This window comes from Mesorhizobium sp. WSM3862 (assembly GCF_002294985.1).
In the GTDB taxonomy this organism is placed as follows: Bacteria; Pseudomonadota; Alphaproteobacteria; order Rhizobiales; family Rhizobiaceae; genus Mesorhizobium.
On sequence record NZ_NSGE01000016.1, the window covers coordinates 1 to 18,794 of the forward strand.

Consider the following 18,794-nt stretch of genomic DNA (forward strand, 5'->3'; position numbering starts at 1 on the left):
CCGGACGACACCCGCCGAGTGCTCAAACTACTTCGCCAATGCAGGATACGACCGGAGATGACTTCATCCCGCTCTAGAGCAATCGTGCCCCGACGGCCGCCGCAGCGCACCCGCTGAAGGAGGCCGGGCCCAGAGCCCGGCCTTTCCATAGCGGCGGGTTGGTGTGCCCGGTTGTCGTTGGTGTGCCCGGTTGTCTTGGGCTGGTCATTAGCCGGACCTTATGGAATCATTCCCCAAGGGGAATCGCGGAGAGCGGGCATGGACAAATCCGCCATGGCATCGGTCTTTCGGATGCGGCATGCGCCAGCAGGTATTTCAGGCGTTCGCAGTCTTGGCCGAGGCCAGGCGGATCCGGTCTTCCATTCGCGCCCGCTTGGCGAGGCCATCCGCTTCATCGCCGAAGCCGACGGCCAATATGACCTGAGCGCCGTGGCCATCTCCTATGGAGATCGCTCGACCCCGCCGCTGGGCGCCCGCGAGATCAAGCAGCTCTGGGCCGAATACGGCGTGCGCCTGATCGAGGCCTAAGGCGCTCCCGGATCGGAAACGCCGCTCATGCGTTTTCAAGCGAGGTCAATGGGAGGAAGCGCCATGAACGTTGCCAATCTGCAACTCGAGGGCCTGCTGATGGCCGTCGCGGCAATCAACCATACCCTGGTGCGCAAGGGGGTGCTGACGGTCGAGGAGATCGACATCGCATTGCGCAAGGCCGAGGCCGTCGAGACAGGCGAGGACCGGTCCGAGGCGATTTCGGCGTCGAACCGCGATGCGATCAACTTCCCGATCCGCCTGCTCGAGCTCGCCAACCAATGCCAGCCGGAAGCGGACATGCCTTCCTTCTCCAAGCTGGCGCGCATGGTCGGGCAGATGAAGGAACCCTATAACGATCAGATGTGAAGTGGCGGCGCCTCACGCCCGGCCCGGCCAACCCTGCCGGACGGCGAGCAACTTGCCCGGCCCATGCACGGCGGCGAAGAACAGGCCGGCGAGGAAAGTGAAATGGTCGACGAAGAAGCCGAACTCGGCCTGGTTGCCGGCCCAGTGCGACGGGCCGTGGAATGAAAAGCCGAGGAAGATCACATAAAGCGCCGCGACCAGCGCCGCCGGCGTGAAGAAGGCGCCGGTGAGGAAGGCGACCACCAAAAGCACTTCCAGGATCGCCGCGCACCAGGCGAGAAACAGCGGGAACGGAAACCCGGCGGCGGCGATGTAGCCAGCGGTGGCGCCCATATCCATGAACTTGAAGGTCACGGCCATCGCGAAGACGGCGGCGAAGATCAGGCGAGCGATGAGAATGGCGGCGGTCTGCCAGGCCGATTGCGTTTCCACGTTGTCCCTCCGGTTCGAAGCTGTTGATGCCCCAAGGACGGAGGAAGGGCAATGATTCCGACAGGGGCCGGAATTTTTGCTTCACTTGTTTCCTCACCCCACTGCAGGCCGCGGAGAGTCGCCGCGCAGCAGCCGGTGAGGCGCCGGCGACGCCGGGACGAACCGCCAGACGGCGAGCCCACAGCCAAGCTCGGCGCTCAACGAGGGCGCTCTCCCTCGCGGCTACGCCGCGCCACCTCTCGCCTGTTCGCGCGGGGCGAGGAAAGCTCAGCCCGCCTTCGCGTGCGGCGGGTGGCTGATCGAGTCGCGCACGGTGCCGTAGGCCGCACCCCAGCGGTCGGTCATGTCGCAGCGTATGTCCCAGAGTTCGGGGAAGAAGCGGTGGCGGGCCCCGCCTTCCAGGATCTCCACCGGGCGGCCCTTCAGCGACTTGGCGCCGAGACCGATCGAGCGGTGGATGAGATAGAGGTGGCTGGCGCGGAATTTCTGGAACAGCTCGTCGAACTCGATCAGCGCCTCGGCCACGACATAAGCATCGCCATGATCGTAGTGAGCGTCGTAGACGTCCTCGACGGAAAGCCCGCGGCCGTCGAGATACGAATGCTTGAAGGCCCGCCAGAGGTCCGGCGGCAGGCGCAGGATAAGCTTGAAGCCTGGCGATTCCTGGCCGCTGCCATTACCGAGCTCGAGGCGGATCTGCTGGTACTCCTTGGGCGACATCGTCTCCAGCAGATCGAGCTGCGCCGTCATCATGCGCACCAGCCGGTGCACGCGGCCCATCAGCGAGACGATGCGGTGCGTGTCCTGCCTCTCCAGATAGTCGAGCACGTCGACCAGCGTGTAGGCGATGAGCTTCATCCACAATTCCTCGACCTGGTGCACGATCTGGAACTGCAGCTCGTCGGCATTGACCATCTGCGAGAGCGGCTTCTGGCAGGCGAGCAGCTGGTCGCATTTGAGATAGACGCCGTAGTCGCGCATTTCGGGCGCCTCGATGCGGGCGTGATAGTCCGACTTGTCCATGGCTCATCCTCCTCGCGCGAGCATGTTCGGCAGGTGGCCCGAGGATAGCGCTTTAAGCTTGAACATTGTTCCTTTCTGTTATCCAATTGACGGGAATTGCAGCACAATTATCGTCTTTGGCGCGACATTGGAGAACAGACCATGCTTGATGCCCTTGACCGCAAGATAGTGTCAGCACTCGAGCGCGACGCGCGCATCTCCTTCGGCGAACTGGCCGAAGAGGTGGGACTGAGCAAGACGCCGTGCTGGAAACGGGTGAAGGCGCTCGAGGATCAAGGCATCATCCGCAGCTATTCCACCCGCATCGATCCGGCCGCGATCGGCTTCGACATCGAGGCCTTCATCCAGGTGTCGATCGACTTCGAGGTGTCCGACGCCTTCGAGGCGGCGGTGAGAAAGCACCCGCTGATCCGCCGCTGCTATGCCACGACCGGCGAGGCCGACTATCTGTTGCAGATCGTCACCGTCGACATGCGGGCGCTGGACAGGATGCTGCGCGAGGAACTCAGCCGGCTGCCCGGCGTGCGCCGCACCGTCACCTCGATGGCGATGCGCGAGATCAAGGGCGACATCTCGTTCGCCGATGCAGCGGCGCATGCGCTGCGGTAGTCCGGGCGCGAAAAGATGGAGACGTCGGCGGGACAGCGCCCCCCTCTGTCCTGCCGGACATCTCCCCCACTTGGGGGGAGATCGGATGTCACGCCGGCTTTCGCCAAGTGTAGGAAGATCGCCGGCGGCGGAACTGCTAATCTCCCCCTTTGTGGGGGAGATGTCCGGCAGGACAGAGGGGGGCGCGAAGGAACGCTACGTCAGGTATTTGGATTCCACGTCAGGCTCCCTACGGCCGGCCGGCTCGGGCTCCCGCAGCGGCTTTTCCTTCTCGGCGTCGGCCTTGCGCTTCGGGCACGCCTCGAACTCGTGATCGCGGCCGCCGCAATAGGAACAGCATTTGGCAGGCTGATCGGGATGGAGCATCGGGGCCATTCCCAAGAATGCACGAAAAGGTGTCCGGTTGCAGCAATTGCGTGAGGTCGCAACCGCCGCCAAGCCCCTGCCCCGATAGGTCTTCCATGCAGTTCCGGTCGGAAAACCGGCTGCACGCTTTTCCTGGAATTGTCTTTCAAAGGAGCTCGCCGCTTGCGCGGCGGGCTCCCTTAATCACCGCTCACGCATGCGCGTGGGGATGACGGACGTCCCAGACGGCCCAGGCAGATGCCGCGACCACGAGCACGCCAAGGATGACGTGCGTGAGCATTACGTTCCTGTCTGCCGCGAAGCCCAGCAGCCAGGGCGACACGATCAGCCAGAGCCCGAGCACGAGATTTACCCATTCCTCCCATTCGGCGAACACCGAAAGCGTCGCGAGCGCCAGCGCACCGAGCAGGACGCCAACAATCCAGGCGTTCCACGCGGGCATCATTGCCGCGGTGAATCCGATGACCCAGGGTGAGATGAACAGGCAGATCGCGAGGACCAGGATAACCCAGTCCTTGCTCTTCCTTTCTTCCATCAGTTTGCTTGCCATGACAACCTCCATCGATGAAGCCAGACCAAAGCAACTGCATTCGCGTGCAATGCGCACGCTATGTTACATGATGTAATACATTTTTACGGAGCGACAAGGGAACCTTCCCCGGTAGCCGTATTGCGCGCCGCTCAAGCCCCTTACGGCAAATGCTTCGAGGTCCGGAACGGGCCCTTATCCGTAAAAGTCGCTTCCGCTCTCGGCGCCGAGCTGTGGCATGACAATGGCCTCGAGCGGTGCCGTCAGCGACCATTTCAACGCACCGGACGAGCGCTCGAGACTGGAAGAGCCGCTGAGCGACTGCGGGGCCACCCGCTGCAGCACCACCGTGCCAAAACCCTTGCGCGCCGTCTCGTCCGGCTCGCCATTGGCATGGCCATTCGACCTCTCCTGCCAGACAAGGTGAAAGTGGCGCTGCGCCTTCGGGCCGGTCTCGACCGTCCAGGTGATCTCGACGTGCCCGCCCTCGCCCGCCAACGCGCCATATTTCGACGAGTTGGTGCCTAGCTCGTGGAAGGCCATGCCGAGATTCTGCACGGCATTCGACTGCAGCGTCAAAAGCGGGCCGGAAAGCGAGATGCGCTCCTCATGACCAAACGGTTTCAGATGTTCCTGGATGAGGTCGAAGAGACTGGCGCCTGCCCATTCCGAGGTGACCAGCAGATCGTGCGAGCGCGACAGCGCCATGATCCGGGCTCGGATCATCTCCTCGAACTCGCTGGGGCTGGCAGAACGCTTGTTGGTTTCCCTGACCATCGACAGGATCACCGCGAACTGGTTCTTCACACGGTGGTTGACCTCGCGCATCAGGAGCCGGATGCGGCGCTCATTTTCCCTGGCGGCGGTGATGTCGCGCGCGATCGTGGAGGCGCCGACGATCTCGCCCGCAAGGCTCCTGATCGGCGACACCGTTACCGAAACGGCAACGAGCGAGCCGTCCTTGCGCTTTCGCATCGTGTCGAGATTTGCCACGCCCTCGCCCCGGCGGATGCGGCTGATAATGTCGGTCTCCTCATCGTGCATATGCTCGGGGATAAGGAGCAGCATCGATTGGCCGATAGCTTCCTCCGCGCTGTAGCCGAACATGCGTTCTGCCGCGCGGTTCCAGTCGGTGATGATGCTGTTCAGATCCTTGCCGATGATGGCATCGAAGGAAGAATCGACAATGGCGGCCAGACGCGCATTGGCGCTGGCATCTTCAATTTCCCTGCCCCCGGATGTCACCATGGGCATTAGTTAGCGCGGCCGAATCTCATAGCAAGCGGCTAAGCCTTGGAGGGGTCAGGATTTTCGCCATTCCCCTTTGCTGGATCCAGCACGCCGAAATCCTGCGACTTCATGCCGGTCTCGGCTGTCAGGAAACCTTCGGATGCAAGGCCCCTTCGCAGAAGCTCGCGAACGGCGGCCGAGCGGCTTGGCATGCGTTTCTCGAAGCGCCAGTTCTCGACTGCCGCGAGTTCCTCTTCCGTCAACATGATCTGCAGCCTTTGCGGCCGCTCCAACTCAACCACCCTAGCCTCCCGCAGGTCATGACACGAATGAGTATGTCACTCACTGCCAGTAAAAGTAGGATTCGGCTCAAAAGACGTCAAGGTCATGCGAGACAACAAAGGTGGGGGACGCTGGCGGTGCTAACGATATGGCTACACCGCATTTGCCGTTCTATGCTAACTTGTTGATTTTTTTACAGCTTTTCCATTTTTTAGTTGCCAACCGAGCGACGTCGGCGCATTATGGCCGGCAGAGGGATGAACCGCCGCGAAAGGAGGTTTTTCCGATGTTACGAGGATTTTCCGACCGGTTGCGCAACGACGCTCACCACAAGGTCCAGCGGGCTTTGCGGGAAAACGGCATCGTCAACATCATCCAATTGTCGGAAGAAATCAGGCTGATGAATCTCGCCGAGAACATTGCCCGCGAGGATATCGAGAGTCTGGTGATGCAGGTGGCTCAGCTCTATGGCGGAGCCATCGAATTCGACGAAGAGGCGCTGACGGCGCTCGACCTGCCCGACGCCTGCCCGGCTGACAGCCGCAACGACCTGGAAAAGGCGTTGCGGGAACGCTCGCTCCTTTCACCCGAGTCGGCGGATCTGCTGCAGGTGAGCGACAAGGGCTAGGGCAATTCCAGTCACTCGCTGGTCAACTCGTCGAGCAGGCGCAGTCCGTTCTCGTACTTCTCGGGGTCGATGCCCGCTTGGTGCGCCTGCCAGAGATTGTCCTTGAGGTCCGCCTGCTTGACAGGCAGCGCAAGCTCGTTGGACGCCGCACGGCAGACAAAGTCGTGCTCGCTTTCGTCCATTCTTTTCGTCAGCGCGTCAACGGCAGCGACGACCGGAAAGCCGAAGCCCTCGGCCTCGAGCCGATCGAGCGTCCACCCCTCGCCTTTCTCGACCACGTCGTGCAGGTAGGCGACGGTTTTCTCGTCAAGCGTTTCGACCGCATCGGCGACGCGTCTCAGATGTTCGATAAAGGGACGGCCGGTCTTGTCTTTCTGGCCGCGATGGGCCTCTTCGGCGATCTTCGCTGCCTGGTAAAGCATGATCTCCTCGATCTATTGGAAGCCCTCCCCAACGGGACAACGAGACGGGCAGGATTGGGTCCCGACCCGGTCCGCCGGCACGCCTTGCAGGGGACAGCGCGCCATACTGCGGCAGAACATGAGCAGCGTTCAAATGTTCCCTCGTGTCCGGCCGAAAAACAGGAACCCGCGGCCCGCGCAGTCGTTAGCGTTTACGCAAACACAAAGGAGGTCTGCACCATGGATTGGAACCGCGTCGAAGGTAACTGGAAGCAGGTCAAGGGCAAGGTGAAGGAACAGTGGGGCAAGCTCACCGATGACGACCTCGACCGCATCGCCGGCAACCGCGAGCAGCTCGAAGGCAAGATCCAAGAGCGCTACGGCATCGAGAAGGATCGCATCCGCCGCGACATCGACGACTGGGCGAGTCGCCAAGGCTGGTAAGATCCGCCGCCGGATAAAATTGAGCCCGCAGCCCCGATCGGGGCTGCGGGCTCAAAGCCAGAATTTTGATTTCAGAACAGGGACGTTATATTAGTTGACTAAGCGATTCGTGGCACGGTGAACCGATGGCCAAGAAGAAATCGAGACCGGCCTTGTCCGTTATCGCCGCAGCCTCGCGATCGGAGGCTTCCGAAGCGATTTATTTTGCCCGCAAATGCGGCCTTACCCCCGATGAAGCCCTGCGGATAATGCGCGAGGCGCTCGTGACCGTGGGGCCTAAGCCTTCCGGCGCCGGAAAGCGGAAGCGCTAGGCGCCATCGCCTCGGGCGATCGGATACCATCTTTCTCGAACCCGCAGCGGACTTCGGCCAGAATCGGCATAGTGCTGTGCTCGGCGGCAAAGCCCGGGCTTCCAAACCGCTCCGTCCCTGACGCGAGAAGGTTCCGCTTGATGGCAGGGTGACACAACATGTGACCCCGCCGCCAGCGCTTATCCGCAACTCCCAAACCCAGGCCAGCGTTTGTAAGCGCGGACCACGCTTTCACTTTCACCTGTCAACGGGAGGGAGAGCTATGGTTTTTCCGGGTTTCCTCGACCCCGAGGATTTGGTCATCCTAGCAGCCGCTCTCGACGACTACTGCCGCACATTTCGCATACCGTCGGACAGTGAGGAGCGGCTTCATGCGGCAAGGCACGCGCTGATTTTGTTTGAGAACGGCTGCCGCGATCCGGTCGAATTGAGTGAAAAGCTGAAGGCCAAACGCAAGTAGCGCAAGCCTGCGCGAACTTTAGGTTCGCCGGCGGCCTGCCTCTTGCCGCCAAAATGAAACATACGGCCACCTCGAAAGTTCTTGTCTGAGAGGAGGCGCGCCATGGTTGGAAATGATGGAAAGCAGGTGCAGCAAACGGAGGCCGATGTCCAAATGCTCGCCCACCGATTGGCAAAGGACGCGGACATTTCGGAAAACGATGCCCGCGAGTTGATCAAGCTAATCGGAACCGACTGGCCTTCGCTGCTGCGCGAAGCCCGGTTCCTCAAAAGCCGACACTGATGCTGCTTGCCGGCCAGGCGTCCCGCGATTCTTTGCGAACTGCTTCAGCGCCTTGAGAAAGATCGGAGCCGCCAGATCGCATTTGTATTTGGACGGTCCATTGGTCTGGATGACGATCTCAGCCTGCCTCAGGGTCAGGCCGTGCTTTGCGGCGAACTCGAGCGGTTGATAGGCCTGCTCCCAACCTGGCCCTGTCTTTGGCATCGTGACGACTTCCTCCCGCGATTGATACGTGAGGCAACGCATTCGGCTGGACAAGGTTTCAACGGCTCGCACACAGCGGCGAAACCGCTGCCAAGCGCCTGGCACTGGGTGCATGGAACTTCGGTTGCCGCTGATTGTTGCACCTGAAAGGCGGGCCGGGATGACCATATCGTCGCTGCATCTGCTCAAGGGCATAGGCTATTCGATCTCAACGGTAAGCGTGATGCTGCTGGCGATCGTCAGTTGGGAGCACGTATCGCAAAATCCGTTGCTGATTGCCTGCCTGCTTGGCGGCGCCGCCACCTCGATCATCGGGATGTTCTGCCGCTGGCTTTCCTACGAAGTCGAAAAGCGTCAGCAGGAGCGACAAGCAGAGAACGGCCAACTCTCGAACCGGCGGCCAGCATCCTCACCGCTGCCGCCAGCGCCGGAACTCCGAGACCAGCACCGTGATCAGGCTGCTGAGGACGATCCATCTGACGACCTCGCCGTCCGGCACGCCCGGTTGCGGTGACCTGCCTGACCTTGACGTTTCGTCGCTGGCCGCCACCACCGGCGCGAGATCCTGCCGGCTGCCGCTCCGCACCGAATAGGCGCGGGTGATCTCGGCACCGAAGAGGAAAATCTGTGCCGAATAGTAAACCCAGACCAGCACGACCATCAGCGCGCCGGCAGCGCCATAGGACGTGCCGATGGCGCTGGTGCCGATGTACCAGCCGATCAGCGACTTGCCGATGGTGAAGAGCAGCGCGGTGACGATGGAACCGACGCCGACGTCGCGCCATTTGAGCCTGCGGTCCGGCAGGACCTTGTAGATCGCCGCGAAGAGCAGCGCGATCAGCACGAAGGAGACGATGGTGTTGATCGCGCTCACGATCAGCTCGCCGAACGGCAGGTGCTGGTTGATGACCTCGCTCAGCGCCGAGATCGCCGTGCTTGCGGCGAGCGACACCAGAAGCATGAAGCCAAGAGCTGCCACCAGCCCGAGGCTTGCCGCCCTCGCCCGCACCAGGCGCGAAAGCGAAACGCCGCTGGGCTTGACTTTCCATATCTCGTTCAACGACTGCTGCATCTCTCCGAAGACGCCGGAGGCGGTGACAAGCAGCGTGATCAGCCCAATGAGGGTGGCCAGCGTGCTGGACCCGCGATGCGCGGCGGTCTCGATCACCGCCTTGAGGAGTTCGGCGCTCTGCGGGCCCATCACCCCAGCGAACTCAGCCGAAAGCGCGAGCTGCGCGGCGTCGTTGCCGATGACGACGCCCGCGATCGCTACGACGATCAGAAGGATCGGCGCCAGCGAGGTCGTGGCGTAGAAGGCCATCGCCGCGCCATGGCTCAGCGCATTGTCGTTGACATAGCCGGTGATGCTCTCTTTCAGCACAACCCAGGCTTCCTGGAACCAGCGCTGCATCTTCCTTCCCGTCGGCTGTTTCTCCTCGGCGGCTATTTGGGGCGCGGATCCTCGAGCCCGGCTCCGATGGTCTGGAACGAACCCGCGCGACGCTTCTCGACGGCTTCGGCGAGCGCCAGCGCGGCATTGCGGACTTCCCTCTGCACGGCATGGTCGGCGTCGAGCTCGTCATGGCTCGTCGCATAGGGCTTCCAGTAGCCAATGTAGCGGTCGAGCTCGGCAGCCTCGCCCACCGGATCGAGCTTCATCGAGCGCAGCCAGTCGGCCAGGCTGTGACGCACCCTTCCGGCACCTTCGGTGTCGCCATGCACGATGACGGAGAACAGCCGGCCGGCGAGATGGCGCGGATAGTCCCAGCCGGCAAGCTCGACCTTCTTGGCGAGCGCGGCATCCTTGCCCTGCGTCAGCGAAGGATCGGGATTGCCGCCGTCGGCGCAGACAAGCCGGTCCATCATCAGCTTCACCGGCGAGGAGGAATGGTACCAGTTGACCGGCGTGACGATCATGACGCCATGCGCCTCGACCCAGAGCGGGTAGATGTCGTTCATCCAGTCATTGACCTGCCCGAGCGAATGATTGGGGTAGCAGGAGCATGGCCAATGGCAGAGCGCGGCCGCGGTCGAGAAGCACGCCTTGCAGGGAAAGATCCTGCGGCCGTATTCGGAGGCGAGCCGCGCGAGGTCGAGAACCTCGATCGCGAAGCCCGGTCTTGCTGCAATGGCGCTGCGCGCCAACTCGACAAGGCGGAAGCTTTTCGACATTTCGCCCGGGCAGGTGTGCTCGCTGCGCGAGGAGCCGTTTATGAGCAGGATGCGGGACGGCGCGGTCTTGTCCTCGTATCGGCGCTGTGCCGCTTCGACCGCTTCGTGCGCGGCGAACCAGTCGACGGAGAGATCATAGTCCGGATCGTGGAAGCCCTGTCCCGCCTTTCTGGTGATCGGTGCCTTGCGTTCTTCGCTGTAAGCCTGCCAGGCGATCTCGGCCAGCCTGCCAATGGCATCCGCCTCCGGCTGAAAGGCCGGATCGTAGAATTGTCTCAGATAGCGTGCCTTGAATTCGCTTTCGCCGAGACGCGGGCTCGGCATGCCTTTGCGCGGCTCAGGGCCCTTGCTGAAATCTGTGCTGTTTGCCATGCGCCCACGCCCGAGTTGGGCGGGCCGGGTGGGACAAGAGCTCGACTGCCTTTTCGTTGGCCAGGGTGTGAAGCCGGAGAAACCAAACCCTGTTCTCTTTACCACCAGGTCCGGCTGACGCGGCCCGCTGAGGACAATTCGGCGCGGGCCCGATGGTTCCGTGCTTCGGAGCCGAGAAGATAAGGCACCGAGGCAGGGCCTGCCGGGCCCGCCGCCGGCAAAAAACCGCCCCGGATGGGAGAGCCGGGGCGGCAATTGTGGGAAGCAGTTCGGGTATCCGGGAACTGCACAGGCAGTAACTCGTCCGCGCGGGAAAAGTTTCCTGCCAGACCGATGAGGCGTTCTACTTCGACGTCTGCGGCGGGACCTCGCCCGGCTTGATCACCGGCATCTGGCTGGTGTCGGCCGGCGGAGCGGTAGCGTTCTTGTCTCCGGTGGGCGGAGGCTTCAGCACACCGTCGCAAGGCGCCAGGCTGGCGGTCAGGTTGTTGGACTGATCATTGGCCTGCGCTTGCGGGGCCTGCGCTTTCGGCTGCTCGCCGGTCTGACTAGGGGTCGCGTTGGCATCCGGTTTGACCTGGCAATCCTCGATCTGCGGATTCTCCAGCTGTGTTTGGGCCGCGGCAGTCATTCCCGGCATTTGGCCCGACATCAGGACAATGGCGAAGCCAAGAAGTGCTTTCTTCATTGGAGCCTCCTTATGGATTCGGCAACCGCCGACGATCGGGGAGAGCCGTTCGCCTTGGCAGGCCGACGTCGACTCTGGCCCCGTTCGTCGTGTTTGCCACCGGGTGGCGGTGGGGCACCGGGGCATTCGTCATCCCCTTCTCGAGAGACAACGCTATCGAAGAGACAACGCATGCCGGCCGAAAAGGTTGGCTTTCGGTCGAGGCTGCGGTCTCGGCAGGGCGTGGCGCAGGTACATCAAAGTTAAATGCGCGGATGCTGCCGGAGTGCTAGTCGCTCGCAGCTTGGGGGGACTCTACGAGGAGAGTCCCATGGAGATTCGAAATCTGATCGGCACACTGTTCAGATCATTTCTGCGCCAGGGTGCCCCGGCCTCCCTGGCCGATCCAGTCCTCGCGCGCCGACGTGCCGCTCAGGCCGCGCCCGCCGTACCGCCCGCAGCCGCCCAGCCGGCCGGCGAATAACTAGCTTGCCGCTTCTTCAGCGCCTGCCCGTGCAACCGGTCGGCGGCATCCTCGTTATGACGATCCAAAAACATGTGGTGGCAACGATGAGACCCTTTCGGACCAACAATTATCTTTTCATTCTGGCGGCAGCGGCGGTGACCGCGGCGCCCTTCGCCGGCCTCGCCTGGCGCGCGCAACAATGGCTTGGATGGTGACCGGGGATGAGTAGATTCCTGCCGCTCACCATCCGCTTCGTCACTGGCGGCTCAATGGTGGTTTCGTCGATCGCCGACGCAAGGAAGGCATTGGACGGAGCCTGGAAGAACAAGGAAGCGCCCGACTATGTCGCGGCGGCACGGCTGGTGAACGACGCGATGGCGGGCATTTGCCGTCCGGCGGTCGCCTTCGACGCTTTCAAGCAGGCCGCCGCCCGGCAGGGCCTGCTGAGGACGGCCGACCCGAGCGCGGCACTCTCGATGCTCGACGCGCTGTGGTCTGGCGACGACCAAGGGCCGCCGCGCTGACGCGTCCTCACCTTGGCTCGTTCCTCATGCTGAGATAGGTCGGGTCGAATTCCGCAATGGCGACCAGACGGTTCCAGTCGAGGATGTCGATCAGGTGGTTGGTCCAGTTGATGACGTTCATGCGCCGCAACGTGCCGATGACCCGATTCATATGGACGACGGACAGACCGAGCACATCGGCGAGTTCGGCCTGCGAAAGCGGCAGATTGAAGCTCATGACCCGCGTCTTCTTCACGGCCTGCAGCCTGACGAAGAGTTCGCATATCAGATGCGCCAGATGCGCGGTCTTGGAGCGGCGTCCCATGGCCACGATCCATTCCCGGTGGATGGCGCCGTCCACCAGCGTGTCCAACCAGAGCAGCCTCGTCAAATGCGGGGCCTTTTCGGTGATTTCCCGCAACTTGCTGTGCTCCGCCGCAATGATATGGCAGGGCGACAGCGCGACGATGCCATGGTCCATGGTCTTCAGGAGAAAAGCGTGCAGATCGACGAAATCGCCGGCAACATGGAGCGCGGTGAACTGCCGGCCGCCGTCCTCCAGCACCTTGTAGCGCGCGGCAATCCCGTCGACGATGAGGGTGCTGAAAGTCGGCCTTGATCCTTCGGCGACGAGATCCTCCCCGGCGACGAAATACTTCTCCACCGATGTGGCGCTGGCCAGCAACGCCTTCTCGCTTTCGGAGAGAGCATCGTGCTGACCCAGGTTCAGATAAAGGGGTTCCAGCATGCGCGGCCGCCCGTTGTGGATTTTGCAAGGGCCTAACGTTGCAGAGCCGGGCCGGGTTGCAGCGGACCACCACACCGCCAGCCGCCGGCAAGCAGTCCCCGGCCAAGACGGTCCTTTGGAACCATGATCGCGCGCAGGGATTGAACGTCCAGGTTGCGGCGGATGCTTTCGCGGATGGAACGCTTCTACTTCGATTTGTACAACACCGTGCACACGCAAATGGACAGCGAGGGGCAGCTCTTCTCCTCACCAGAAAACGCGCGAAAGGAGGCGCTCAGGATCTTGCAGGATGTCGCGCGCGACGAGATGCCGAACAGTGATAACCTCAAGATCACCATCAAAATGCGCACCGACAAGAGAGGCCAGATATTCGAGGCGTCCCTTACAGTCAAATCCGCCTGGAGCTGACCACGGAAGGCGCCAGCCGAGAGAAGCCGCGGCCCGAGCAACCATCCCGCCCGCGGCCATTCCGCCTGTGGAGCAGAAAGCATGTTCGGCGGTTTCGAAAGCGCGGAAGTCGATACGGGCGCGGCACGGACATTCATCCGGACTGCCGGCAGCGGCCCGGCGCTGCTCCTGCTGCACGGCTTCCCCGAAACGCATCTGATGTGGCGCGACGTGGCGCCGAAGCTGATCGACCGCTTTAGCGTCGTCTGCGCCGACTTGCGCGGCTACGGCAAAAGCTCCTGTCCGCCATCCGATCCGGATCATGCGCCCTACGCCAAGCGCGCCATGGCTGCCGACCTCGCGGCGCTGATGACGAAGCTCGGCTTTGTCCGCTTCATGGTTGCCGGCCACGATCGCGGTGGACGCGTTGCGTATCGCCTGGCGCTGGACCACCCGGACCGCGTCGAGAAGCTTGCCGTGCTCGACATCGTACCCACCGCCGATGTCTGGGACAGGGCCGACGCCCGGCTGGCGCTGGGCTATTGGCCCTGGTCGCTCTTGGCGCAAGCCGAGCCGCTGCCGGAGACGATCATGACCGCGGCCGCGGATGCGATCGTCGACAGCGCGCTGGCTGGCTGGGGTTCCTCGCCTGCCGCCTTTCCCGACGAGGTCCGGCAGGCTTATGCCGAGGCCTTGCGCGATCCAGCCCACGCGCACGCCATCTGCGAGGAATACCGTGCGGCAGCGACGCTCGACCGTGAGCACGACCAGGCGGACCGCAAAGCCGGCCGGCGCATCGGCTGCCCGATGCTTGCGCTATGGAGCGGACATGGCGCGCTCGCCGAATGGTACGCGCGAGAGGGCGGTCCGCTGGCACTGTGGCGGGAGTGGGCCGACGACGTCAGCGGCGGGGTCAGCGGCGGGACGATGCCCGGCGGGCATTTCTTTCCCGAGGAGGCGCCGGCCGAGACAGCCGCAAGGCTCGGCGAGTTTTTTGCGGCTACAGGCCGTAGGCCAGGGTGAGGTAAATCGCCGGCGCAACGATCAGGCAAAGCGCCATCACAATCACCACGGCATTGCCAAGGCGCTCGGCGCGCCTGGCGATGTCGGTGACATCGTCGTCGTCGTTGAGGAATTGGAGAATCGAGGTGTCGGCGAGGACGGAGAGGCGATTGTCGTTCGCGGGCAGGCTTTCGGGCTCTCGCAGATTGGGCTTTGCAGAAATAAAGGTCAAAACGTCGTCTCGCTTTCGAAGCCGGCCGCGCGACTTCCTGGTTCCAATGATTGTGGATGGTATTGGATGCCCGCCATTTGCGCGGAAACGGCGGGCACCCAAAACGGCGCCGATGAAGGGGACTTCGTCGACGACCGCTACCAACTCGAAGCCTCCGCTTTGGTTGCCGTCGAGGGCCCAATGCGCGAGCCACTCCGACTTCAGTCGTAGGAAAGAGACCGACCGTGGCCCCGGGCCCTGGCGCACGCGCGGACCGGCGACGCACGACAAGGCTGTCGCGGCATGGTCGGGCTAAAAGGATTCACGAAATATTTCGTGGGGGAACATCGATCGCGGGCAGCGGTTCTCATTGCTCAAGGCGGTCGAACCTCCTTGAATCAAACCCCGAAGACCAATCCCCAACAACGGAGCTGCAGATATGCCTAATCAAGGCGGAACTCACCAACAGCACGTCAAAGCAGGCCAGCAGAGCCACAAGAACCGCGACGATCAGCGTCGCGGCCAGCAGCAGGCCGAGGACCGCAACATGCGTCAGCAGGATTCAGGTCAGCACCGGGGCGGCAGCGGCAACTTCGCCGAAGACCGCGAACGTGCATCCGAAGCCGGCCGCAAGGGCGGCCAGCGCTGAGCTTAAGCAGGCGTCCCGCGATCCCTTCGCGGGACGCCGCCCAGAACATCCAATTTGGAACTTCTTCCCCTCCCCTTGGTTCCTCCGAAACCCCGGCGGCTCGGCCGTCGGCAGGACGTTTGAACGGAGGCAACAATGTCCGTGCGCACACTTCACCCCGAACGTGTCGATGAGACACGTATGCAGGCCTATTCGACCTTCGCTCCGCTGCTCATCACCGCCCTGAGCCAGAAGCTGGCGCGCTGCCAAGGCAAGAGCGAGATGGACAAGGTCGAGGCGTCCCTCATCCGCGTCATCGAAGAAGCGGACGTCGTCACGGGAGACGTCGAGGCAATGAAGGAGTTCGCGATCGAACTCGTCGTGTCCACGCTGCGCAATGTGCGCGAGCATCCCGACGCCAAACAGGATGTGGAACAGATCGACGGCCGCCGCACGCAAGGACGCTCGGAGAACCCGGACACGCTGGAAGAACAATTGCAGTCCGGTCTCGAAGATAGTTTCCCGGCGAGCGATCCGCCCGCGGTCGTCTCCACCGCCATCAGCGGTGGCGCGAAGGACATCGTCGGCACCGACGAAGTGCTGCGCCGCAAGAAGGAAGCTGCCGAGCGCGGGCACGAAAACGAGAAGGCATAGCCCCGGCCCCGCACGACCGCAGCCGCCCGTTTCAGGCGCCCTGCCTCATCGCGGTCGCCAGCTCGGCGAAGGAACCAGTCCTTTCGCCAAGGGTTGGTTATCGGAAGGAGAAAACGATGGATAAAAGCAAACTTCCACATCGCCCGGGCGCTGGCCGAACGGCACAAGACGCAAGGCTGCCGACCAAGGGCGGCGACGATCCGGACGTGCGGTTCCTGGCCGAGAACACCGACCTTTCACCGAAGCAGGCGCGCGAGCTGATCCGCGAGCACGGGCACGACCGCGACAAGCTGCTTGAAATCGCACGAACCATGAAGGCCGAGGGCTGACCGGCTCTCTGAAAGCGAGGCAATGATGAGCAATTCACCCCGTACCGGACGTCCAGGCACATCCGATCAATGGCCACGTTGGGAAGGTCCGAAAGCCAATCGGCCGAGAGGCTATCTGCCAGCCAAGGACGATCCCGACGAGGATCGCGACGCGGCCGGCGAGAACAACAAGGACCCCGAGCGGTCCGATCTCGGCGACGCGGTCAAAACGAAGAAGGAGCCGTAGCGGCTCCTCTCGGCGCAACAGGAGAAGAAAAATGCCACGCGGAGACAAATCGAAATACACCGACAAGCAGGAGCGCAAGGCCGACCATATCGCCGAGGGCTACGAAAAGCGCGGCGTCTCGGAGAAGGAAGCCGAGCGGCGAGCCTGGGCGACCGTCAACAAGGACGATGGCGGCGGCAAGAAGGCGGGCGGCTCGGGCCGCGGCAAGCACACCGGCCATCCGGCGGCGCACAAGGGCGGCAAGGCCGGCGGCAAAGCGTCAAGCTCGCGCTCGGCGGCCGAGCGTTCTGCTTCCGCCAAGAAGGCGGCGGCGACGCGCAAACGCAACGCGGAGCACCACGCGCATCATTAGGCGTGGGTTCACCTTCTCCCTTGCCGGAGACCGGCGGATAGGCGCGCAGCGCCGAAACGATAGGGACGAAACGAGGCGCTGGGAAACTGGCGCCTCATTGCCGCGCGGCGGTCCTTCCAGCAGCATCCGGACGCTTCGCGGCCACCTTCTCCCTCAACGGAAAAGGGAAGATCTAAAGCGGCATCTCCGAAGTTTGCTTGACCGTCTGGCTGGGAACGTCGGTCTTGACGTTCTGCACCCCCTTGATGCGACTTAAGTGCTCGGACTGGAAGCGGCGATAGTCCTCGATGCCCGCCGCCACGACCCGCACCAGAGCGTCGCAGTCGCCCAGCATCAGATAGCATTCCAGCACCTCGGGCAGCTTGGCCACCTCCCTGGCGAAATGCTCGATCGTGTCCTCGTCCTGCTGCTTCAGCCAGATGCGAGTGAAGAAGGTATGACCGCGACCGATCTTGGCCGGGTTGAGCACCGCGACATAGCGGTCGATGACGCCAGCCTCCTCCAGCAATTTTACGCGCCTGAGACAGGGTGACGGCGACAGGCCGACCTCTCTCGCAAGATCGTTGTTGGCCATGCGCCCGTCGCGCTGCAGGGCGCGCAGGATCCGCTTGTCGATCTCATCCAGCTTCATGGCGTCTGATTCCAATATTGGCTTAATTCTCGCTATCCAATGCCAAACCTTGGCAGAAACGGCGCATCTTCGCAACCCGATTGCGGAGCATTTCGGCTATGGTGGCCAGCGAATAGCCGACCATCGAGCAACCGGAGAAGGCCGCCCCGCAAGGCTGGCCGAAGAAGAGCCATGAGCGTTTCCGAGATAACCCTGGGCCACCCTCCCGCCGAAGCACGCGGCGCCGAATTCCGGCGGGGCGCCGCCGCCTCGACGCCGGTGCTGCTTGGCATTGTCCCCTACGCACTCGTGCTGGGCGCGCAGGCCGCGCAGAAGGGCTTGAGCGTCGTCGAGGTGCCGTTGATGACGGGCCTCAACTTCGCCGGCGGCTCCGAATTTGCCGCCATCCAGCTCTGGACCTCGCCGCCGCATGTGCTGTTGATCGCCGCCATCACATTGCTGGTCAACAGCCGGCATTTCCTGATGGGCGCGGCACTTGCGCCGTTCCTGCGCCACCTGCCCAAGCGCAAGGCGTTCCCCGCGCTGTTCTTGATGTGCGACGAGAGCTGGGCGCTCGGGCTCGCCGACGCGAAGCGCCGCGCGGCAGGCGGGCTGCGGCCAGCATTCAGCCTCGCCTATTATGCGGGAACTGCCCTTCCTTTCTATTTTGCCTGGGTGATTTTCACGACCTGCGGAGCGGCGCTCGGGCCGGTGCTTGGCAACGTCGAGCGCTACGGCTTCGCCATGGCCTTTCCGGCAGTGTTCCTGGTGCTGCTGCGCGGCATGTGGAAGGGTTTTGCCGCGGCGCGCCCCTGGCTTGTCAGCCTCGCGGTGGCGGCGGCAACTTATCTCGTCGTTCCGGGCGCCTGGTACGTGGCGGCAGGCGCGCTGTCCGGGTTGGTGTCCGCCTGGCTTCTGGCAGGTGAGAAATGATCGAGCCCTGGACCGTCCTCGCCATCCTAGCCATGGCCGTCGTCACCTATTTGACGCGGATCGGCGGCTATGTCGTGCTCAGGAACCGCACGCTCAGCCCACGCGCCACCGCCGTGATGGAAGCCGCGCCCGGCTGCGTGCTGATCTCGGTGATCGCGCCCGACTTCGTGTCGAAGAATCCGGCCGACCTGGCGGCGCTCGCCATCACATTGCTCGCGGCGACAAGACTGTCGATGCTGCCGACGGTGGTCATCGGCGTGGCTTCGGCCGGGGTATTGCGGTGGGTGATGGGGTAAACGCCGGCGGCCGCCCTCTGCCATGCCGGGATATCTGCCCCAAGGAGGAGATTGGCTCTCCATCGCATCAACTGCCGTAGACCCCAATTTCGCCAGACGCGATCGAAGCGGTCTCGTCGACCCAGCCCAGATGCTTTTCC

33 protein-coding genes are annotated in these 18,794 nt (G+C 63.1%); 20 read left to right on the plus strand and 13 right to left on the minus strand.

Going from position 1 to position 18,794, the window contains the following annotated elements; all coding sequences use genetic code 11:
* The first annotated feature begins 258 nt into the window (after positions 1–258).
* Both CK224_RS29475 and CK224_RS29480 read left to right on the plus strand, forming a co-directional pair.
* A complete protein-coding gene (locus CK224_RS29475) occupies positions 259–528 on the plus strand; it encodes a hypothetical protein (RefSeq protein WP_095784238.1) in 270 nt (89 codons plus the stop codon).
* Positions 529–591: 63 nt separating this feature from the next.
* A complete protein-coding gene (locus CK224_RS29480) occupies positions 592–897 on the plus strand; it encodes a hypothetical protein (RefSeq protein WP_066999393.1) in 306 nt (101 codons plus the stop codon).
* A gap of 12 nt (positions 898–909) precedes the next feature.
* Here the strand turns inward: CK224_RS29480 and CK224_RS29485 are convergent, their stop codons facing one another.
* A complete protein-coding gene (locus tag CK224_RS29485) occupies positions 910–1,329 on the minus strand; it encodes a DoxX family protein (protein ID WP_095784239.1) in 420 nt (139 codons plus the stop codon).
* Between the two features lie 267 nt (positions 1,330–1,596).
* Complete coding sequence (locus CK224_RS29490; protein WP_095784240.1) at positions 1,597–2,352, minus strand: tryptophan 2,3-dioxygenase family protein; 756 nt, start codon at positions 2,350–2,352, stop codon at positions 1,597–1,599.
* Positions 2,353–2,493: 141 nt separating this feature from the next.
* On the opposite strand from CK224_RS29490, the gene CK224_RS29495 reads away from it, so the two are divergent.
* The gene (locus tag CK224_RS29495) at positions 2,494–2,961 is read left to right on the plus strand and encodes an Lrp/AsnC family transcriptional regulator (RefSeq protein WP_066999403.1); all 468 of its coding nucleotides are present in this window, start codon (positions 2,494–2,496) and stop codon (positions 2,959–2,961) included.
* 195 nt (positions 2,962–3,156) lie between these two features.
* On the opposite strand, the gene CK224_RS31590 is transcribed toward CK224_RS29495, so the two are convergent.
* The 4 genes from CK224_RS31590 to CK224_RS29515 all read right to left on the minus strand — a co-directional run bounded on the left by CK224_RS31590 (position 3,157) and on the right by CK224_RS29515 (position 5,388).
* Positions 3,157–3,327 carry a hypothetical protein gene (locus CK224_RS31590; RefSeq protein WP_176478057.1) on the minus strand — a complete coding sequence of 57 codons (171 nt, stop codon included), beginning with the start codon at positions 3,325–3,327 and terminating at the stop codon, positions 3,157–3,159.
* Between the two features lie 190 nt (positions 3,328–3,517).
* On the minus strand, positions 3,518–3,877 hold the full coding sequence (locus tag CK224_RS29505; RefSeq protein WP_066999436.1) for an SPW repeat protein: 360 nt from the start codon (positions 3,875–3,877) through the stop codon (positions 3,518–3,520).
* Between the two features lie 174 nt (positions 3,878–4,051).
* Positions 4,052–5,110, minus strand: a complete 1,059-nt coding sequence (locus tag CK224_RS29510) for a PAS domain S-box protein (protein ID WP_245418869.1) — start codon at positions 5,108–5,110, stop codon at positions 4,052–4,054.
* 32 nt (positions 5,111–5,142) lie between these two features.
* Complete coding sequence (locus CK224_RS29515; protein WP_067325210.1) at positions 5,143–5,388, minus strand: hypothetical protein; 246 nt, start codon at positions 5,386–5,388, stop codon at positions 5,143–5,145.
* Positions 5,389–5,516: 128 nt separating this feature from the next.
* On the opposite strand from CK224_RS29515, the gene CK224_RS29520 reads away from it, so the two are divergent.
* Complete coding sequence (locus CK224_RS29520; protein ID WP_141245904.1) at positions 5,517–5,996, plus strand: hypothetical protein; 480 nt, start codon at positions 5,517–5,519, stop codon at positions 5,994–5,996.
* An 11-nt stretch (positions 5,997–6,007) separates the two neighbouring features.
* Here CK224_RS29520 and CK224_RS29525 read toward each other — a convergent pair whose 3' ends face one another.
* The gene (locus CK224_RS29525; RefSeq protein WP_067325217.1) at positions 6,008–6,418 is read right to left on the minus strand and encodes an HD domain-containing protein; all 411 of its coding nucleotides are present in this window, start codon (positions 6,416–6,418) and stop codon (positions 6,008–6,010) included.
* Between the two features lie 219 nt (positions 6,419–6,637).
* Between CK224_RS29525 and CK224_RS29530 the strand changes: the two genes are divergently transcribed.
* From CK224_RS29530 to CK224_RS31075, 5 genes are all read left to right on the plus strand, one after another.
* Complete coding sequence (locus tag CK224_RS29530) at positions 6,638–6,841, plus strand: CsbD family protein (protein ID WP_066999415.1); 204 nt, start codon at positions 6,638–6,640, stop codon at positions 6,839–6,841.
* Positions 6,842–6,966: 125 nt separating this feature from the next.
* Positions 6,967–7,152, plus strand: coding sequence for a hypothetical protein (locus CK224_RS29535; protein ID WP_067325223.1), 186 nt, complete (start codon positions 6,967–6,969; stop codon positions 7,150–7,152).
* Between the two features lie 262 nt (positions 7,153–7,414).
* On the plus strand, positions 7,415–7,612 hold the full coding sequence (locus tag CK224_RS29540) for a hypothetical protein (RefSeq protein WP_067325226.1): 198 nt from the start codon (positions 7,415–7,417) through the stop codon (positions 7,610–7,612).
* Between the two features lie 102 nt (positions 7,613–7,714).
* On the plus strand, positions 7,715–7,894 hold the full coding sequence (locus CK224_RS29545; protein ID WP_082953924.1) for a hypothetical protein: 180 nt from the start codon (positions 7,715–7,717) through the stop codon (positions 7,892–7,894).
* Positions 7,895–8,222: 328 nt separating this feature from the next.
* Positions 8,223–8,612: a hypothetical protein gene (locus CK224_RS31075; protein ID WP_141245584.1), complete on the plus strand. Its 390-nt coding sequence runs from the start codon at positions 8,223–8,225 to the stop codon at positions 8,610–8,612.
* Here the strand turns inward: CK224_RS31075 and CK224_RS29550 are convergent.
* From CK224_RS29550 to CK224_RS29560, 3 genes are all read right to left on the minus strand, one after another.
* Positions 8,508–9,509: a YihY/virulence factor BrkB family protein gene (locus tag CK224_RS29550; RefSeq protein WP_095784241.1), complete on the minus strand. Its 1,002-nt coding sequence runs from the start codon at positions 9,507–9,509 to the stop codon at positions 8,508–8,510. The two genes, CK224_RS31075 and CK224_RS29550, sit on opposite strands and share 105 nt — an antisense overlap.
* A gap of 32 nt (positions 9,510–9,541) precedes the next feature.
* Positions 9,542–10,642, minus strand: a complete 1,101-nt coding sequence (locus tag CK224_RS29555; RefSeq protein ID WP_066999431.1) for a flavodoxin family protein — start codon at positions 10,640–10,642, stop codon at positions 9,542–9,544.
* Between the two features lie 343 nt (positions 10,643–10,985).
* Positions 10,986–11,330, minus strand: a complete 345-nt coding sequence (locus tag CK224_RS29560) for a hypothetical protein (RefSeq protein WP_066998389.1) — start codon at positions 11,328–11,330, stop codon at positions 10,986–10,988.
* A gap of 468 nt (positions 11,331–11,798) precedes the next feature.
* Here CK224_RS29560 and CK224_RS29565 point away from each other — a divergent pair, with 468 nt between their 5' ends.
* Positions 11,799–11,990 (plus strand): hypothetical protein, encoded by a 192-nt coding sequence (locus CK224_RS29565; RefSeq protein ID WP_095784242.1) that lies wholly within the window; start codon positions 11,799–11,801, stop codon positions 11,988–11,990.
* Between the two features lie 6 nt (positions 11,991–11,996).
* Positions 11,997–12,299 carry a DUF982 domain-containing protein gene (locus tag CK224_RS29570; protein WP_066998392.1) on the plus strand — a complete coding sequence of 101 codons (303 nt, stop codon included), beginning with the start codon at positions 11,997–11,999 and terminating at the stop codon, positions 12,297–12,299.
* Between the two features lie 7 nt (positions 12,300–12,306).
* Here CK224_RS29570 and CK224_RS29575 read toward each other — a convergent pair whose 3' ends face one another.
* Complete coding sequence (locus CK224_RS29575; protein ID WP_066998395.1) at positions 12,307–13,026, minus strand: Crp/Fnr family transcriptional regulator; 720 nt, start codon at positions 13,024–13,026, stop codon at positions 12,307–12,309.
* Between the two features lie 174 nt (positions 13,027–13,200).
* Between CK224_RS29575 and CK224_RS29580 the strand changes: the two genes are divergently transcribed.
* Together CK224_RS29580 and CK224_RS29585 are read left to right on the plus strand one after the other, a co-directional pair.
* The gene (locus tag CK224_RS29580; RefSeq protein WP_095784272.1) at positions 13,201–13,434 is read left to right on the plus strand and encodes a hypothetical protein; all 234 of its coding nucleotides are present in this window, start codon (positions 13,201–13,203) and stop codon (positions 13,432–13,434) included.
* A gap of 81 nt (positions 13,435–13,515) precedes the next feature.
* Entirely contained in the window at positions 13,516–14,436 is a 921-nt protein-coding gene (locus CK224_RS29585; protein WP_095778270.1) for an alpha/beta hydrolase, read from the plus strand.
* Here CK224_RS29585 and CK224_RS31080 read toward each other — a convergent pair.
* Positions 14,414–14,791 carry a hypothetical protein gene (locus CK224_RS31080; protein WP_141245905.1) on the minus strand — a complete coding sequence of 126 codons (378 nt, stop codon included), beginning with the start codon at positions 14,789–14,791 and terminating at the stop codon, positions 14,414–14,416. The two genes, CK224_RS29585 and CK224_RS31080, sit on opposite strands and share 23 nt — an antisense overlap.
* 274 nt (positions 14,792–15,065) lie before the next feature.
* On the opposite strand from CK224_RS31080, the gene CK224_RS32545 reads away from it, so the two are divergent.
* The 5 genes from CK224_RS32545 (at position 15,066) to CK224_RS29620 (ending at position 16,815) form a co-directional block, all read left to right on the plus strand.
* Positions 15,066–15,275 carry a KGG domain-containing protein gene (locus tag CK224_RS32545; RefSeq protein WP_066998404.1) on the plus strand — a complete coding sequence of 70 codons (210 nt, stop codon included), beginning with the start codon at positions 15,066–15,068 and terminating at the stop codon, positions 15,273–15,275.
* A gap of 135 nt (positions 15,276–15,410) precedes the next feature.
* Complete coding sequence (locus tag CK224_RS29605) at positions 15,411–15,908, plus strand: hypothetical protein (RefSeq protein WP_095778269.1); 498 nt, start codon at positions 15,411–15,413, stop codon at positions 15,906–15,908.
* Between the two features lie 116 nt (positions 15,909–16,024).
* On the plus strand, positions 16,025–16,237 hold the full coding sequence (locus CK224_RS29610) for a hypothetical protein (protein WP_066998409.1): 213 nt from the start codon (positions 16,025–16,027) through the stop codon (positions 16,235–16,237).
* Between the two features lie 22 nt (positions 16,238–16,259).
* Positions 16,260–16,463 carry a hypothetical protein gene (locus tag CK224_RS29615; RefSeq protein WP_066998411.1) on the plus strand — a complete coding sequence of 68 codons (204 nt, stop codon included), beginning with the start codon at positions 16,260–16,262 and terminating at the stop codon, positions 16,461–16,463.
* 31 nt (positions 16,464–16,494) lie between these two features.
* On the plus strand, positions 16,495–16,815 hold the full coding sequence (locus CK224_RS29620; RefSeq protein ID WP_066998413.1) for a plasmid stabilization protein: 321 nt from the start codon (positions 16,495–16,497) through the stop codon (positions 16,813–16,815).
* A gap of 172 nt (positions 16,816–16,987) precedes the next feature.
* Here the strand turns inward: CK224_RS29620 and CK224_RS29625 are convergent, their stop codons facing one another.
* Positions 16,988–17,446 carry an Lrp/AsnC family transcriptional regulator gene (locus tag CK224_RS29625; protein WP_066998416.1) on the minus strand — a complete coding sequence of 153 codons (459 nt, stop codon included), beginning with the start codon at positions 17,444–17,446 and terminating at the stop codon, positions 16,988–16,990.
* A 171-nt stretch (positions 17,447–17,617) separates the two neighbouring features.
* On the opposite strand from CK224_RS29625, the gene CK224_RS29630 reads away from it, so the two are divergent.
* Positions 17,618–18,358, plus strand: a complete 741-nt coding sequence (locus CK224_RS29630; protein ID WP_095784243.1) for an AzlC family ABC transporter permease — start codon at positions 17,618–17,620, stop codon at positions 18,356–18,358.
* A complete protein-coding gene (locus CK224_RS29635; protein WP_095784244.1) occupies positions 18,355–18,654 on the plus strand; it encodes an AzlD family protein in 300 nt (99 codons plus the stop codon). Before CK224_RS29630 ends, CK224_RS29635 begins: the two co-directional genes overlap by 4 nt.
* Positions 18,655–18,794 lie beyond the last annotated feature (140 nt).